Genomic DNA, 15,271 nt, shown 5'->3' on the forward strand with positions numbered 1-15,271 from the left:
CCCGGTGGCCGCGTGCGCAGGTGGGTCTTGAGGTTCAGGGTGCCGGACTGTCCCAGAGTTCCTCGGCGCGGAAGAAGTGGTGCTGTCCGCCGATCACGCAGCGTTCCTCGCCGCAGCAGGTGCAGGTGTAGCCCATTTGCGCAGCGTGGGGGTTCCCGGGGCCGACCGGGTGAACTTCCCGGATGTGCCGGCGGAACTGCGATCCTGGGTGGATGGGGGATGGTCAGGGGACGAACCGGCTGCTCTCGAACCGGACGATCGCCGTTTCGGCGGTTGCCCTGCTCCTGGTTGCCGCGGCGGGGTGCTGGGTGTTGCTGTCGCTCTACGGGCGCGGCACGGACGCGGACAAGGCCCGGCTGGAGAGCGTCCGGACCGTGGGCACGATCGTGCTGGGTGCGGGCGGGTTCATCGCCTTGCTGCTGGCCGCCCGGCGGCAGCAGACGGCGGAGCACGACCTGGCCACGAAACGCCACGACCTCCTGCTGCGCGAGCAGGCCAACGAGGACGCCCGGCACGATGCCGCGGAGCGGCGGATCAGCGACCTCTACCTCAAGGCCGTCGAGCAGCTCGGTGCGGAGAAGGCGCCGGTCCGGCTGGCCGGCCTCTACGCGCTGGAGCGGCTGGCGCAGGACAACCCGGCGCACCGGCAGACCATCGTGAACGTGATCGGTGCCTACCTGCGCATGCCGTACGACCCGCCGGAGGAAGACACCGACCGGGAAAGGTATCGCGCCTGCTTGGAGGAGCGGGAGGTGCGGATGACCGCGCAACAGATCCTCACCGGCCACCTGTCGCCGACCGGGTCCGACCGGGCACGGCACTGGCCGGATCTCGATCTCGATCTCCGCGGAGCCGTCTTGATCGATCTGAAGTTCCACGATTGTTCGTTGCGGAACGCGAACTTCGCGCGAGCCAGGTTCATCGGGCAGACGTCGCTGCTGGGCATCAGGTTCCGGGGAAGCACGAGGTTCGACGACGCGACCTTCGAGGGGGAGGCATGGTTCGCGGAAGCGGAGTTCTCGGACAGCACCCGGTTCGACCGCGTCACGTTCCTCGCCGACGCGAGGTTCGACGAGGCCACGTTCCTGGGGGCGACGGTGTTCCGCCGTGCGCGGTTCCGGCGTGACGCGCGGTTCGAGAAGACCCGGTTCGCCGGAAAGGTCATCTTCAGCGAGGCCGCGTTCGACGGCCGTGCCGACTTCGCCCGTGCAGCGTTCTCGGACGCGGCTTATCTGCCGGGGGTGGACTTCGGGCGCGATGCCCGGTTCGTGGAGGTGACCTTCGCGAGGGACGGCTGGTTCCTCAACGTCCGGTTCGGCGGGGACACCGACTTCAAGGAGGTGACCTTCAGTGAGGACGTCCGGTTCGTGGGTTGCACTCTGGACGGCGTTCCGTACGCGCCGCCGGAGTGGAAACCGCGGCCCGAGTACGAGGATCTCGATTGACCCCTCAGCTCAGCACCGAGCCCGGCAGCTCCTCGAAGATCAGCCAGGTCCGCGTCGAACGCACCCCCTCCAGCGCCTGCAGCCGCTCCAGCACCACGTCCCGCAACGTCGAGTTGTCCGGCGTCCGCACCAGCAGCAGGATGTCGAAGTCGCCGCCCACCAGGGCCACGTGGTCCACGTACGGGATCTCGTGCAGGTCCGTCGCCATCGTGCGCCAGGACGTCTGCTCCACCGTCACCATGATGTACGCCGATGTCCCCAGGCCCGCTCGGCGCGGGTCGATCCGGGCGCCGAAACCCGTGATCACCCCCTCCGCCATCAACCGCTCCAACCGGGCGTACGCGTTCGTGCGCGAGATGTGCAGGCGCTCCGCCAATGCGCGTACCGCCAGGCGGCCGTCCGCGGACAGCTCCGCCAGCATCGCGCGGTCGACCTCGTCCAAGGTCGGGACCGTTCGTCCTGCCAGCGGGCCGTGAGCCAGGACACCGCTGGACGTTTGGTCCGAGGGACCCGCAGCGAGAGGCCGTTTGTCGCTCATTTCCGGCAACCCTTGAACACAACACCGCCGAGAACCACCATTTCAGCATCATATGTCTGCGAGAGGTGGTGTGCGTCATGGCCGCTGGGACCCGGTTGCCGTCCGCGACCCCGGTGCGGTTCGTCGCCGAAGACGGGAGCCGTGCCGGCCGGCACGGCGCCTATCGCGAGCCCGCCGGGGAACGGCTCAAGGAGGCCTACCGGCTGATGGTCCTGGGCCGCCGGTTCGACGTGCAGGCGACCGCGCTCACCAAGCAGGGCCGCCTCGCCGTCTACCCGTCCAGCGCCGGGCAGGAAGCCTGCCAGGTCGCCGCCGCGCTCGCGCTCGAAGCGAACGACTGGCTCTTCCCCACCTACCGCGACTCCGTCGCCCTCGTCGCCCGCGGCCTGAAGCCCGGCGAAGTCCTGACGCTCCTTCGCGGCGACGCGCACTGCGGCTACAACCCCGTCGAGACGCGCGTAGCGCCGCAGTGCACTCCGCTCGCGACGCAGACACTGCACGCTGTCGGCCTGGCGCACGCGATGCAGCGACGCGGCGAAGACGCCGTCGCGCTCGCGCTCATCGGGGACGGCGCCACCAGCGAAGGCGACTTCCACGAAGCGCTCAACTTCGCGGCCGTCTTCAAGGCGCCCGTCGTCTTCTTCGTGCAGAACAACCGCTTCGCCATCTCGGTGCCCTTCGAGAAGCAGAGCGCCGCCGAAGCGCTGGCGTACAAGGGCATCGGCTACGGCATGCGCTCGGAGCAGGTCGACGGCAACGACGCCGTCGCCGTCCTGGCCGTCCTCGACGACGCTGTGCAGCACGCGCGCGAAGGCCGTGGACCCGTTCTCGTCGAGGCGCACACCTACCGCATCGACGCTCACACCAACGCCGACGACGCCACCCGCTACCGCGACGCCGACGAAGTCGCGAAGTGGCGCGAAGCGGACCCGCTCAAGCGGCTCGAGACCTACCTCGGTGACGTCCTCACCGAGCAGGAGATCGCGCGGTACCGGGAAGAAGCCGAGGTGTTCGCCCAGTCCGTCCGCGACACCCTCAACGCCGAACCCGAGCTCGACCCGCTGTCGCTGTTCGACCACGTCTACGCCGAACCGACCCGCCAGCTCCAGCAGCAGCGGGCCGCTCTCGAAGCCGAACTGGAGGCCTGATGACGACCACCATGGCGCAGGCGCTCAACGCGGCCCTGCGAGACGCCCTCAAGGACGACGACCGCGTTCTCGTGTTCGGCGAAGACGTCGGCACGCTCGGGGGCGTCTTCCGCGTCACCGACGGCATCACCGCCGACTTCGGCGAGGACCGCTGCTTCGACACGCCCCTGGCCGAGTCCGGCATCGTCGGGTTCGCCGTCGGGATGGCCATGGGCGGCTTCCGCCCGGTCGTCGAGATGCAGTTCGACGCCTTCGCCTACCCCGCGTTCGAGCAGATCACCTCGCACGTCGCGAAGCTGCGCAACCGCACGCGCGGCGCGCTGGAACTGCCGATGGTCATCCGGATCCCGTACGCCGGCGGCATCGGCGGCGTCGAGCACCACTGCGACTCCAGCGAGGCGTACTACACGCACACGCCGGGCCTGCGCGTCGTCACGCCGGGCACCGCGCAGGACGCCTACGACCTGCTCCGCGACGCCATCGAGTCGCCCGACCCGGTGATCTTCCTCGAGCCGAAGTGCCGCTACTGGTCGAGCGAAGAGGTCAGCTTCACGCGCAGCGGGCCGGCCATGGACCAGGCCGTGGTCCGGCGGCACGGCAAGGACGTCACGCTCATCGCGTACGGCCCGATGGTCGCCACCGCGCTGGAAACCGCCGAGGCCGCGACCGCCGAGGGCTGGGACGTCGAGGTCGTCGACCTGCGCTCGCTGTCGCCGTTCGACGACGAGACCGTGACGGCGTCGGTGCGCCGCACCGGGCGCGCGGTCGTCGTGCACGAGGCCGCCGGCTTCGGCGGCTACGGCGCCGAGGTCGTCGCGCGCGTCACCGAGCAGTGCTTCCACCAGCTGCACGCGCCCGTCCTGCGGGTCACCGGGCTCGACATCCCGTACCCGGCGCCGAAGCTCGAGCGCCACCAGCTGCCGGACGTCGACCGGATCCTCGACACGATCGCGCGCCTGCAGTGGGCCGACACGCCGGTGGTGACCGGTGCCTGACTTCCTGCTGCCGGACCTCGGCGAAGGCCTGACCGAGGCGGCGATCGTGGACTGGCGGGTCAAGGTCGGCGACACCGTCGACGTCGACCAGGTCGTCGTCGAGGTCGAGACGGCGAAGGCGGCGGTCGAGGTGCCGGTGCCCTTCGCCGGCGTGGTGTCCGCGCTGCACGGCGAGCCGGGGCAGCTGCTGCCGGTCGGCGCGCCGCTGCTGAGCGTCGGCGGGTTCGCCGAGCCCGGCGTCACGACGTCGGCCGGGAGCGGCAACGTCCTGATCGGCTACGGCACCGCGCCCGCGACGCGCCGCAAGCGCGCACGGCGCCCGGTGAGCGTCACGCCGCCCACCCGGCCGAAGCAGCCGGGCGTGATCTCGCCGTTCGTCCGGAAGCTGGCCGCGGACAACGGGATCGACCTGGCGAAGGTCGACGGCACCGGCCCGGACGGGATCATCCGCCGCGCCGACGTCGAGGCGCTGCTGCGCAAGCCCGCCGGGGGCGGCAGGCGGATCCCGCTGACCGGGGTGCGCAAGGCCGTCGCCGCCAAGCTGACGACCTCGCGGCGCGAGATCCCCGAGGCCACGGTGTGGGTGGACGTCGACGCGACCGGGCTCGTCGCCGCCCGGGCGGCGCTGAACGCCAAGTCCGACCGGCCGGTGAGCCTGCTCGGGCTGATCGCGCGGTTCGCCGTCGCGGGCCTTCGCCGGTACCCGGAGCTGAACTCGCGGGTCGAGGGCGACGAGATCGTGCTGCTCGACGAGATCCACCTGGGGTTCGCCGCGCAGACCGACCGCGGCTTGGTGGTGCCGGTCGTGCGGGACGCCGGTGCGCTGTCGACGCGGGACCTGTCGGCGGCGATCGGCGACCGCGCCCGGACCGCGCGGGAGGGCAGGCTCGCGCCGGCGGACCTCACCGGCGGCACGTTCACGGTCAACAACTACGGCGTCTTCGGCGTCGACGGCTCGGCCGCGATCATCAACCACCCGGAGGCGGCGATCCTCGGCATCGGCCGGATCATCGACCGGCCCTGGGTGGTCGACGGGGCACTGGTGGCCCGCAAGATCTGCGAGCTGACGCTGGCCTTCGACCACCGCGTCTGCGACGGCGGCACGGCCGGCGGGTTCCTGCGGTTCGTCGCCGACTGCGTGGAGTCGCCGGTCACCGCCCTCGGCGACCTGTGACGACTCACCGGCCGCGTTGGCCGGTGGTGACGGCGGTCGCACTTAAAGTGGTCGCGTGACGACTCCGGCGCAGCACGACCGCGACCTGGCGGAGGGGCGCGTCGCCCGGCTCAAGCAGGACCTGCGGGACGGGCTCGCGCCCCCGCCCGGCGACGTCGAGGCGATGGACGAGCTGGTGGCGACGGCCCACCGCCTGCTCGACGCCGAGCAGGCGTTCGACGAGGCGAAGCGGCGGCTCGCCGACGCCGAACTGGAGTCCCGGCACGCGGCGACCCAGCGCGCGGTCGTCTGGTTCGCGGCCGCGCCCGTGCTGGTGCCGCTGGTGGCCGCGGCGCTGGTGTTGTTCGAGGTGCTTTCGCCGGTGTGGCTGCTGGTGCTGGTGCCGCTGTTCGGCGCGGGGTCGTGGATCGGGTTCGCCCCGGTCCGCCGGGCCGCCGCGGTGATCCGCGAGCGGACGCGGGCGGCGTGGGCCGGCAGCGTCACGGCGCTGGTGCTGGTGGGCGCGCTGCTGCCGTGGCCGGCGGCGGCCGGCTGCACGATCGCGGCGGCGCTGGGCGTCGCGGGCACGATCGCGCTGCTGTGGCGGGAAAGCCGGATCCCGTGAGCCACGGCTACGCGACCTACGGCGACGACCCGGAGTTCACGCAGGAGTACGCCGAGCCGGTGGATCCGGCACGCCGCGACCTCGACGAGCTGTTCGCGGCGGTGGACGGCCTGCGCGCCGCCGACGACCGCCTGGGCCAGGACGTCGCCGACCTGACCGAGCGGCTCGAGAGCGGCGTCCCGGACCGCGAGGACGACCGGATCGAACGTCTCGGCAGACAGCTGGAGCGCCTGCAGCAGCAGGTCAGGGTTCTGGAGCGCGCGGTCCGCGTCGCCGACGGAGTACCGCAGGCGGACCTCGACGACGTCGGCCCGGAGACGCGCGCCCTCGCGGCGGAGGCGGCGCGGTGGGACGACCTGCACAAGGAACTGGTGACGAAGGAGCAGCGGGCCCGGTACGCGGAGGAGATCGCGCACCTGGATTCGGTGGGGTCGGCGCTTTCCCGGTGCGACGCCGACCTGCTGGAGGTGGTGCGCGTCCTGGCGTCGACGGACCGTGGTTCTCGCGGGCGCGGGGACGCGGAGTCGTCGTTGCGGGCGTTGTCGACCCGCCGCCGGACGTTGCTGGACGAGGAGATCCCGGCGGCCACGGCGTCGGCGGAGACGGCCCGCCTGGCGGTGCGCGAGGCGGACGCGGTCGAGGCCCGGGTGGTGCCCCAGCTGGAGCGCGCCGAGCGGGCATGGCACGACCTGCAGGTCCGGCTGCGAACGCGGATCACGGACGCACTGGGGTCGAGCGCGCTCCTGCCGATGTGGTTCGGCAACGCGCTGGGCGTGGCCCCGCCGTCGGGGACAACGGGAGACGCGTGGATCCGGACGGCGGCGTCGGTGCTGGCGTACCGGGTGACGTTCGGGGTGACGGACCCGGCGTTGCCGTTGGGGCCACCGCCTGCGGAGGGCGTGGATACGGGGGAGCGTAGGTGGACCTGGCGGGCGCGGCTTGAGTCCGATTTGGACGATCTCGCGCTCTGACGCTCAGTCGTTCGGCCGTTCGGCTGAATTCGGGTACCGCCGCGCCGGCCACGGAACATCGCCGGGTGCCCCGGCGACTGTAGGGCCATGGAAGAGCCCGGGGAGACCACCCGCAACACCGTGAGCGGGACCGTGCACGGCAATATCGTCCAGGCCGGCCGCGTCGGGGACGTCTACCTGGGGGAGGTGCACCACCACGGGCCGGCCGAGCCCGATTACCTGGCCGAAGGGGTCCGGGCGCTGGACCGCAAGGACTACGAGACGGCCGTGGCGCAGCTCGGGCAGGCGCGCCGGACGGCCGCGGACCCCGAGCTGGACTTCCTCTTCGCCCTCGCGCTCCTGCGCGGCCGGCGGCCGCACCGGGTCAGGTCGAACGGCGAGCTGACCGCCGTCCGCGACTGTCTCCGGCGTGTGGTGCTCCTGCCGCACGCGCGGATCCTCCTGCTGCTGATCGACGAAGACCGGGGCCGGGGCTGGCAGCGGGGCGGCGCCCTCCCCGACCTCGTGCCCGCGCTCGTGGCCGCTGCCGATCCGGAGCAGCTCCGGCGGATCGTCGACCACCTCAGCGCCCCCGAGAACCGGGTGTGGCAGCTGCTCGCGGCCGCGCACCGGGGATGGGAGGCCGGACGATGACGCTGTCCGAGGCCGCCGACGACCGCCGCGAGCTCGTCGACCGCTATTTCGCGCGGGTGCCCGGCGCGGAGGAACGGAACCGCATCTGGCTGTACGCCGGTGGCGGTGCGGCGGTGGTCGTGCTCGGTGTGCTGATCACCGTCGCCGGTCCGTGGCTGCTCGGGATCGTCGTCATCGCACTCGGTGGGGCCGGCTTGGTGCGCGGCCTCCCGCTGTACGAGGCCTACCGCGACGCCTGCGAGGCGGCGCTGCCCAAGCCGCGGGACGTGATCATCGACAAGATCCGCGACCACGAGCTCGCCAAGGTCCGGCGGCGCGCGATGGAGCGGCTCGACCTGACCGTCGAAGACCTCGAGCTGGCGCCCGCGGACTGGGACCCGTTGGCCGAGCCCGGAGCCGGTTCGGTGCCGCGCGAGCCGCTCGTCGTCACCGGGCCGGTTCCGACGTCCCGCGCGACGGTCGGCGGTGACGGGGTCTGGCGGTTCTCGCGGTACGCCGTCCTGGCGCTCTGCCCGACCGACTACCACCTGGCCCTGTACCGCTGCGTGATCGACCTGCGCGTCGCCGGGCTGTTCCAGGAGGAGACGCACGAGTACCACTACGCGGACGTGGTCGCGGTCCTGACGGCGATCCGGGACGGCGGCACCCTGCCCGTGAACGGGGCGGGCGGCCGGTTCGAAAAGGTGCTGCTGCACGAGTTCCAGCTGGTCGTCGCCAGCGGCGATCGGAGCCGGATCGTCTTCGGCATCTCCGACGAGCGCCATCCCGACCGGCAGGTCAAGCTGCCGCCGTCGAGCATCGACGACGTCGTCCGCGCGGTCCGCACCATGCTTCGGGACAAGAAGGCCCCGGAGATCAGCGGTTAGCCGAACGCAGGGCGGATTCCAGCTGCCGGTGCAGTTCACCCGGGCGGCTCTTGCCCGGCTTCCCCTCCGGAAACTTCCGCAGGATCCCCCGCACCTCCGGCGGAACCTCCGACAACGCCCACGCGATCTCCGCCGCCGCGGAACCGCCCGCCAGCTCGCGCGCCAACGCCGCCTGCTGGGCCGGGCCGACGATGTGCTTCACCTGGTGCGGTGACTCCACCGGGTGCAAGTACGCCGCTCCGGCCGCGCCGACCGCTGCGCGGGCCGCGGCTGAGGCGGCGGGGTCGGTGGCCTCGGCCGCGGCCGCCAGTGCGCTCCATGCGGCCGTGCGGAGGGCCTTCGTTCGCGGGCCTCCCGCGGCGAACTCGCGCGCCGCCGTGATCGCCGCCGCTGGGCGGGGGTCGTCCGGGATCAACGGCAGGACCCGGGCCGCGCACGCTGCCGCCCAGCGCGTCAGGGCCCGGAGTTCGTCGAGGCTCAGCTCCATACCCCTGAAGCGTATCCTTGAAAGCCCGGTTGAGACTTCAGACCGCGGCGGCCTGGCGGAGCGGCCGGCGCAGCCGGTTGAACAGCTTCGCGTTGTTCCACGCGCACACCCCGACCGTCACGCCGTCGCGGGTGAACGTCGCCGCGAACGACGGGGACGAAGCGTCGCCCTCGACGAACGTCAGCGTGTCGTCCGGGCGGGGGTGGCCGGCCAGCTGCAGTGTCCCCGAATACTGGTCCGACCACACGTAACCGCTGGGAACGTAGGTGCGCGTGGTGTGCCCGGCCAGCAGGTTGGCCACCGCGACCGGCGCCTGCTCGGACGCGTTCGTCCAGTGCTCGTGCCGCCGTCCGCCGTACCGGGCCACGTCGCCCACCGCGACCACGGACGGCAGCGAGGTGACCAGTCCCTCGTCCGTGTGCACGCCGTTGCCGACCTTCAAACCGGACCCGGCCAGCCACGCCGTCGCCGGGGTCATCCCGACGCCCGTCACCACCACGTCGGCCGGGACCACCTCACCGGACGCCAGGGAGACGCCGGCCGGGGACAAGCCCGCGACCTGGACGCCGCAGCGCAGGTCCGTGCCGTGGTCGCGGTGCAGCCGGGCGCACACCCCGGCCAGCGCCGGCCCCAGCACCGGCGCCAACGGCGCCTCCAGCGCCTCGAGGACGACCACGTCGAGGCCCAGCGAACGGCACGTCGAGGCCACCTCGGCCCCGATGAACCCGGCCCCGACCACGACCACGCGCGCCCCCGGGAGCAAGGCGGCGCGCAGCGCAAGAGCGTCGTCGACCGTTCGCAGCACGAAAGCGCCCTCGAAACCCGGCAGCGTGCGCGCCCGGCCGCCGGTGGCGAGCACCACGCCGTCCGCGTGGACCGACGTGCCGTCCGACAGCACCACGCGGCGGTTGGCCGGCTCCAGCGCCGTGGCCTCGACGCCCAGCCGGAAGTCCAGGGCCAGCGAAGCCAGGTCACTCGTGTCGAGGAGGTCCAGCGACTCCCGCGACGCTGTCCCGGCCAGGAAGCCCTTGGACAGCGGCGGCCGGTCGTAGGGCAGGTGCGGTTCCGCGCCGATCAGCACGATCCCGCCGTCGTACCCCTGCGCGCGCAGCTCCTGCGCCGCGCGGACCCCGGCGAGCGACGCGCCGACGACCGCGATGCGCTTCACGCGGCGTCCTCGTCCGCCGCGTCCTGGACATAGATGACGCCTTCGGTGACGACCACGGCGTACGTGCGCACCGGGTCCTTCGCCGGCAGGCAGGTCGGCCGGCCCGTGCGCAGGTCGAACAGGGCCGCGTGCAGCGGGCACTCGACGAAGCAGCCCTCGAGCCAGCCGTCGGCCAGGGAGGCGTCCTGGTGGGTGCACGTGTCGCCGATGGCGTACAGCTCGCCGTCCTCGGTGCGGAACACCGCGATCGCGGGCGGCCCGGGCAGCCGGACCGACTCACCGGGGGGCAGCTCGTCCACCGTGCACGCGCGAATCATGACGCCTCCGAGAATGTTGCGCATGGGGGAACATCAACTGTGATACGCAACAAAGTCTGAGTCTCGCGGAGGACGCCGTCAAGGGGGTACGCCCGGGTAGTTTTTGTTACCCGATAACGGGTATCCCGGGCGCGCCGACGCGCCCGTACCGAGGATGGCGGCACGGGCGCGACGACACGGGAGCTAGTTCTCCCCGTGCCGGTAGAACGGCGTCTTGATCGGGGCGAGCGGGGTGTTGCCGAGGATCAGGTCGGCGGCCTTCTCGGCGGTCATCATCACCGGGGCGTAGATGTTGCCGTTGGTGATGTAGGGCATCACCGACGCGTCGACCACGCGCAGGCCGTCGGTGCCGTGCACCCGCATGGTCTGCGGGTCGACGACGGCCATGTCGTCCACGCCCATCTTCGTCGTGCACGACGGGTGCAGCGCGGTCTCGGCGTCCTTGGCGACCCAGTCGAGGATCTCCTCGTCCGTCTCCACCGACGGCCCCGGCGAGATCTCCCCGCCGTTGTACGGGTCCAGCGCGTTCTGGTTGAGGATCTTCCGCGCCACCCGCACGGCCTCGACCCATTCCTTCCGGTCGGTCTCGGTCGACAGGTAGTTGAACTTGATGGCCGGGTGCTGCCGCGGGTCGGTCGAGGTGATCTTCACCGAGCCGCGGGTGTCGGCGTACATCGGGCCGACGTGCACCTGGTAGCCGTGCCCTTCCGTGGGCGCCGAACCGTCGTAGCGGATCGCCACCGGCAGGAAGTGGAACATCAGGTTCGGGTACTTCACCTCGTCGTTGGACCGGACGAACCCGCCGCCCTCGAAGTGGTTGGTGGCGGCCGGCCCGGAGCGCAGGAACAGCCACTGCGCGCCGATGTAGGGCCGCTTCCACTTCGCCAGCGACGGCTGCATCGACACCGGCTGCTTGCAGGCGTACTGGATGTACACCTCCAGGTGATCCTGGAGGTTCTCGCCGACGCCCGGCAGGTCCTTGACGACGTCGATGCCGAGCTTCTCCAGCTCCGCGGCGTTCCCGACGCCGGAGAGCTGCAGCAGCTGCGGGCTGTTGATCGCGCCGCCGCAGAGGACGATCTCCTTGCCGTACACCTCGGCCGGGGCGCCGCGGCCCTGCTCGTACTCGACGCCGACCGCGCGCGTGCCGTCGAACAGGATCTGCGACACGAACGCGTGTGTCTTCACCGTCAGGTTGGGCCGGTCCAGCACCGGGTGCAAATAGGCTCCCGCCGCGGACAGCCGCCGTCCTTTTCGGACGTTGCGGTCGAAGGCCGCGAAGCCCTCCTGCCGGTAGCCGTTGACGTCGTCGGTGCGCGGGTAGCCCGCCTGCTCGGCGGCGTCGAAGAACGCCTGGAACAACGGGTTCGACGCCGGGCCGCGTTCCAGTTCGAGGGGCCCGTCGTGCCCGCGCCACCTGCCGTCCGGCGGATCCGCGAGGCAGTTCTCCATCCGGTTGAAGTACGGCAGGCAGTGCGCGTAGTCCCAAGTGGACATCCCGGGGTCGGCGCCCCAGCGCTCGTAGTCCATCGGGTTGCCGCGCTGGAAGATCATCCCGTTGATGCTGGAGGACCCGCCGAGCACCTTGCCGCGCGCGTGGTAGATGCGGCGGCGGTTCATGTGCGGCTCGGGTTCGCTGCGGTAGCCCCAGTCGTAGAACTTCGACCCGATCGGGAACGTCAGCGCGGCCGGCATGTGGATGAAGACGTCCCACTTGTAGTCCGACCGGCCCGCCTCCAGCACGAGGACCTTGTTCGCCGGGTCGGCCGAGAGCCGGTTCGCCAGCGCGCAGCCCGCCGAGCCACCGCCGACGATGACGAAGTCGTAGGTATCGGAACTCATGCGTCCTCCTAGCCGGGCAGGGAATCCGGGGCCGCGTCGGGCATGTGCTCGGGGCTCGTGTGGGACGAGCCCCACGTGCGCCGCCGGACGTACAGCATGATCGCACCGATGATCACGATCAGCGCGGTGACGATCACCGCGCCCCACTGGAAGTACCAGTGGTCGGAGCCGTAGACCTCGGCGCGCGGCCAGATCAGGTTGATCGTCATCCCGGCGCCGTAGACCACCGCGACCAGGTTCACCAGCGTGCCCCAGCGGCCCAGCTTGAAGTACGGCCCGTGCTCCGGGCGCGGCCAGTGCCCGCGCAGGCGGCGCACCAGCATCGGGCCGGTGACCATCAGGTAGGGGATGTAGAACAGGATGATCGCCGTCGAGGTCAGGATGAAGAACGCCCGCTGGTTGCCGAGGTTGATCAGCAGCACCACGATGGTGAGGCCGCCGGTGAGCAGCGCGGGCAGCACCGGCGTCTTCGACCGCGGCGACACCTTCGCCATCGCGCGGCTGAACGGCAGCCGGCCGTCGCGGGCCATCGCCCAGGTCATCCGGATCGCCGCGGTCTGCACGGCGAGGCAGCAGACGGTGATGGCGATCGCCGAGCAGATCAGGAACGCGTCGCCGAGCCCCTCGCCGAGGGTGCTCTTCAGCAGGTAGGGCATGCCGGACGTGCTGAGTTCCTTGGCGCTCAGGTCGCCGACGGCCATCATGCCGAACAGCATGATCAGCCCGCCGACGATGAACGCCGCGGTGATCGCCCGCAGGATCGCGCGGGGCGCGTGCCGCCGCGGCTGGGTCGTCTCCTCGGCCAGCGAGCCCGCGGTGTCGAAGCCGTAGAAGACGTACGCGCTCATCAGGGACGCCACCAGGAACGCCCCGAGGTACCCGAACGACTGACCCTCACCGGTGCCGGCCGTGTCGAAGACCAGACCGGGGCCGCGCTTGATGTGGATGGCCAGCGCGATCACCAGCAGGACGCTCGCGCCGAGCTCGACCGCGACGCCGAAGTTGTTGATCTTCGCCATCAGCTTGACGCCGATGATGTTGACGATCGTGGCGAACACGACCAGCACCAGGGCCAGGATGATGGCGTTCTGCGCGCCGCCGGGCGTCGACGTCAGGCCGGCGTCGTCGGGACTGCCGACTATCTGGAAGGCGGTCGAGACCTGCGGCAGGATGATCTGGTAGGCCACCGCGACGGCCGCCGCCGTGACGATCGCGCCGATGATCATGATCCAGCCGGCCAGCCACGACGTCGCCGGTTTGGCGATCTGCTTGGCCCACTGGTAAACCGAGCCGGCGAGCGGGAACTGCCCGGCCAGTTCGGCGAAGCAGAGCGCGACGGCGAGCTGGCCGATGAAGACCAGGGGCCAGGTCCAGATGAACGCCGGGCCCCCCGACCCGAAGCCGAAGAAGAAGAGCTGGAACACGCCGGTCAGGATGGAGATGTAGCTGAAGCCGGCGGCGAAACTGGAGAACGACCCGAGCGAGCGCTCGAGTTCCTGGCGGTAGCCGAACTTCTCGAGTTCGGAGGAGTCGTCGGCAGCAGGCCCCCCGCCCGCCGGTATTTCCTGAGTGGTCATCGCGTGCGTCCTCACGTGGTGGGGGAGGGAAAGGTTCAGCCCTTGAACCAGTGCTGCGGAACGGGATCGATGTTCTGGTAGATGTGCTTGCTCTCCTGGTATTCGGCCAGCCCGGACGGCCCGAGTTCGCGGCCGATGCCCGATCTGCCGTAACCACCCCACTCCGCCTGGGGCAGGTAGGGGTGGTAGTCGTTGATCCACACGGTGCCGTGGCGCAGGGCCCCGGCGACCCGCTGGGCGCGCGACGCGTCCGACGTCCACACGGCCCCGGCGAGCCCGTATTCGGTGTCGTTGGCCAGCGCGATCGCGTCGGCCTCGTGCGCGAAGCGTTCGACGGTGACGACCGGGCCGAAGACCTCTTCCCGGACGATCGTCATCTCCCGGGTGCAGTCCGAGAACACGGTCGGCCGCAGGAAGAAGCCGTTGCCGTACTCCGGTCCCTCGGGCCGCTTCCCGCCCGCGCGGAGCGTGGCGCCTTCCTTGAGAGCGCTTTCGAGGTAGCCCTCGACCTTGGCGAGGTGCTGTGCCGAGACGATCGCGCCCGTTTCGGTGGCGGGGTCGAGCGGGTCGCCGACGCGGATCCGGTCGGCGCGCGCGGCGAGGTCCGCGACGAACCGGTCGTGGATCCCGTCCTGGACGATCAGCCGCGCGCCCGCCGAACAGACCTGTCCGGAATGGACGAACGCGGCCATCAGGGCGTAGTCGAGGGCGGTGTCGTACTCGGCGTCGTCGAACACGACGTTGGGGTTCTTGCCGCCGAGTTCGAGGGCGACCCGGCGGACGCCCTTCGCGGCGGCCGTCATGATCTTCTCGCCGGTCGAGTAGCCGCCGGTGAAGGAGACCAGGTCGACGCCCGGGTGCTCGACCATCGCCGCGCCGACGCGGCCGTCGCCGAGCAGCAGGTTGACCACACCGGCCGGCGTCCCGGCTTCTTCGAGCAGTTCGACCAGCTTGATCGTGGTCAGCGGGGTGACCTCGCTGGGCTTGAGCACCATCGTGTTGCCCGCGGCCAGCGCGGGCGCGACCTTCCAGGACATCTGGAGCAGCGGGTAGTTCCACGGCGCGATGAGCGCGCAGACCCCGACCGGTTCGTGCACGATCCGGCTGACCACGGTCGCGCTGCCCGCGTCGACCAGCCGCCCGGCGTCCTTGTCGGCGAGGTCGGCGTAGTAGCGGAAGACGTTGGTCACGTCGTCGATGTCGATGCGGCCTTCGCCGAGCGTCTTGCCGGTGTCGAGGCTCTCGGTGCGGGCCAGCTCCTCGCGGTCGCGGACCAGGAGGTCGGCGGTCCGGCGCAGCAGCGCGCCGCGCTCGGTGGCGGTCGTCCGCCGCCACGGGCCCTCGTCGAAGGCCCGTCGCGCAGCGTGCACGGCGGCGTCGACCTCCGCGCGGCCCGCCTCGGCGAGGGTCGCGATGACCTCGCCGGTCGCGGGGTTCAGCACAGCGAACATGCGGCCCTTCCCGGATCGGTAGTGGCTGCCTGGCGTCCAGAGTGCGTACATTTGT

General features: G+C 71.4%; 15 protein-coding genes. 8 read left to right on the top strand and 7 right to left on the bottom strand.

All coding sequences use genetic code 11. The features are described 5' to 3' along the window. The first annotated feature begins 212 nt into the window (after positions 1 to 212). Positions 213 to 1,445 (top strand): pentapeptide repeat-containing protein, encoded by a 1,233-nt coding sequence (locus ABZW17_RS39565; protein WP_354825887.1) that lies wholly within the window; start codon positions 213 to 215, stop codon positions 1,443 to 1,445. Between the two features lie 4 nt (positions 1,446 to 1,449). Here ABZW17_RS39565 and ABZW17_RS39570 read toward each other — a convergent pair whose 3' ends face one another. After that, positions 1,450 to 1,926 (bottom strand): Lrp/AsnC family transcriptional regulator, encoded by a 477-nt coding sequence (locus tag ABZW17_RS39570; protein ID WP_354825967.1) that lies wholly within the window; start codon positions 1,924 to 1,926, stop codon positions 1,450 to 1,452. A gap of 134 nt (positions 1,927 to 2,060) precedes the next feature. Here ABZW17_RS39570 and pdhA point away from each other — a divergent pair, with 134 nt between their 5' ends. From pdhA to ABZW17_RS39605, 7 genes are all read left to right on the top strand, one after another. Beyond that, positions 2,061 to 3,131, top strand: coding sequence for a pyruvate dehydrogenase (acetyl-transferring) E1 component subunit alpha (gene pdhA / locus ABZW17_RS39575; RefSeq protein WP_354825889.1), 1,071 nt, complete (start codon positions 2,061 to 2,063; stop codon positions 3,129 to 3,131). Then, complete coding sequence (locus ABZW17_RS39580) at positions 3,131 to 4,126, top strand: alpha-ketoacid dehydrogenase subunit beta (RefSeq protein ID WP_354825892.1); 996 nt, start codon at positions 3,131 to 3,133, stop codon at positions 4,124 to 4,126. The genes pdhA and ABZW17_RS39580 overlap by 1 nt, the downstream gene beginning before the upstream one ends. Next, positions 4,119 to 5,300 (top strand): dihydrolipoamide acetyltransferase family protein, encoded by a 1,182-nt coding sequence (locus ABZW17_RS39585; RefSeq protein ID WP_354825895.1) that lies wholly within the window; start codon positions 4,119 to 4,121, stop codon positions 5,298 to 5,300. Before ABZW17_RS39580 ends, ABZW17_RS39585 begins: the two co-directional genes overlap by 8 nt. A gap of 55 nt (positions 5,301 to 5,355) precedes the next feature. Next, positions 5,356 to 5,904 carry a hypothetical protein gene (locus ABZW17_RS39590; RefSeq protein WP_354825898.1) on the top strand — a complete coding sequence of 183 codons (549 nt, stop codon included), beginning with the start codon at positions 5,356 to 5,358 and terminating at the stop codon, positions 5,902 to 5,904. Beyond that, a complete protein-coding gene (locus ABZW17_RS39595) occupies positions 5,901 to 6,875 on the top strand; it encodes a hypothetical protein (RefSeq protein ID WP_354825900.1) in 975 nt (324 codons plus the stop codon). Before ABZW17_RS39590 ends, ABZW17_RS39595 begins: the two co-directional genes overlap by 4 nt. Before the next feature lie 87 nt (positions 6,876 to 6,962). Continuing rightward, positions 6,963 to 7,508, top strand: coding sequence for a hypothetical protein (locus tag ABZW17_RS39600; RefSeq protein WP_354825903.1), 546 nt, complete (start codon positions 6,963 to 6,965; stop codon positions 7,506 to 7,508). Continuing rightward, complete coding sequence (locus ABZW17_RS39605; protein ID WP_354825905.1) at positions 7,505 to 8,374, top strand: hypothetical protein; 870 nt, start codon at positions 7,505 to 7,507, stop codon at positions 8,372 to 8,374. Before ABZW17_RS39600 ends, ABZW17_RS39605 begins: the two co-directional genes overlap by 4 nt. Here the strand turns inward: ABZW17_RS39605 and ABZW17_RS39610 are convergent. From ABZW17_RS39610 to ABZW17_RS39635, 6 genes are all read right to left on the bottom strand, one after another. Then, entirely contained in the window at positions 8,364 to 8,861 is a 498-nt protein-coding gene (locus ABZW17_RS39610) for a putative immunity protein (protein WP_354825908.1), read from the bottom strand. The two genes, ABZW17_RS39605 and ABZW17_RS39610, sit on opposite strands and share 11 nt — an antisense overlap. 37 nt (positions 8,862 to 8,898) lie before the next feature. Beyond that, positions 8,899 to 10,029 carry an FAD-dependent oxidoreductase gene (locus ABZW17_RS39615; RefSeq protein WP_354825910.1) on the bottom strand — a complete coding sequence of 377 codons (1,131 nt, stop codon included), beginning with the start codon at positions 10,027 to 10,029 and terminating at the stop codon, positions 8,899 to 8,901. Next, positions 10,026 to 10,346 carry a bifunctional 3-phenylpropionate/cinnamic acid dioxygenase ferredoxin subunit gene (locus ABZW17_RS39620; RefSeq protein WP_354825913.1) on the bottom strand — a complete coding sequence of 107 codons (321 nt, stop codon included), beginning with the start codon at positions 10,344 to 10,346 and terminating at the stop codon, positions 10,026 to 10,028. Before ABZW17_RS39620 ends, ABZW17_RS39615 begins: the two co-directional genes overlap by 4 nt. A gap of 183 nt (positions 10,347 to 10,529) precedes the next feature. After that, complete coding sequence (gene betA, locus ABZW17_RS39625; RefSeq protein ID WP_354825916.1) at positions 10,530 to 12,188, bottom strand: choline dehydrogenase; 1,659 nt, start codon at positions 12,186 to 12,188, stop codon at positions 10,530 to 10,532. An 8-nt stretch (positions 12,189 to 12,196) separates the two neighbouring features. Then, complete coding sequence (locus tag ABZW17_RS39630; RefSeq protein WP_354825920.1) at positions 12,197 to 13,765, bottom strand: amino acid permease; 1,569 nt, start codon at positions 13,763 to 13,765, stop codon at positions 12,197 to 12,199. 35 nt (positions 13,766 to 13,800) lie between these two features. After that, positions 13,801 to 15,267, bottom strand: a complete 1,467-nt coding sequence (locus tag ABZW17_RS39635; protein ID WP_354825922.1) for an aldehyde dehydrogenase family protein — start codon at positions 15,265 to 15,267, stop codon at positions 13,801 to 13,803. Positions 15,268 to 15,271: the final 4 nt, after the last annotated feature.

The organism is Amycolatopsis sp. NPDC004625 (assembly GCF_040609695.1).
In the GTDB taxonomy this organism is placed as follows: Bacteria; Actinomycetota; Actinomycetes; order Mycobacteriales; family Pseudonocardiaceae; genus Amycolatopsis.

Excerpts from the sequence above, each read along its gene's own strand:
- ABZW17_RS39600 (WP_354825903.1), top strand. The coding sequence starts at position 6,963 with ATGGAAGAGCCCGGGGAGACCACCCGCAACACCGTGAGCGGGACCGTG.
- ABZW17_RS39580 (WP_354825892.1), top strand. The coding sequence starts at position 3,131 with ATGACGACCACCATGGCGCAGGCGCTCAACGCGGCCCTGCGAGACGCC.
- ABZW17_RS39620 (WP_354825913.1), bottom strand. The coding sequence starts at position 10,346 with ATGATTCGCGCGTGCACGGTGGACGAGCTGCCCCCCGGTGAGTCGGTC.
- pdhA (WP_354825889.1), top strand. The coding sequence starts at position 2,061 with ATGGCCGCTGGGACCCGGTTGCCGTCCGCGACCCCGGTGCGGTTCGTC.
- ABZW17_RS39565 (WP_354825887.1), top strand. The coding sequence starts at position 213 with ATGGGGGATGGTCAGGGGACGAACCGGCTGCTCTCGAACCGGACGATC.
- ABZW17_RS39605 (WP_354825905.1), top strand. The coding sequence starts at position 7,505 with ATGACGCTGTCCGAGGCCGCCGACGACCGCCGCGAGCTCGTCGACCGC.
- betA (WP_354825916.1), bottom strand. The coding sequence starts at position 12,188 with ATGAGTTCCGATACCTACGACTTCGTCATCGTCGGCGGTGGCTCGGCG.
- ABZW17_RS39635 (WP_354825922.1), bottom strand. The coding sequence starts at position 15,267 with ATGTACGCACTCTGGACGCCAGGCAGCCACTACCGATCCGGGAAGGGC.
- ABZW17_RS39610 (WP_354825908.1), bottom strand. The coding sequence starts at position 8,861 with ATGGAGCTGAGCCTCGACGAACTCCGGGCCCTGACGCGCTGGGCGGCA.
- ABZW17_RS39630 (WP_354825920.1), bottom strand. The coding sequence starts at position 13,765 with ATGACCACTCAGGAAATACCGGCGGGCGGGGGGCCTGCTGCCGACGAC.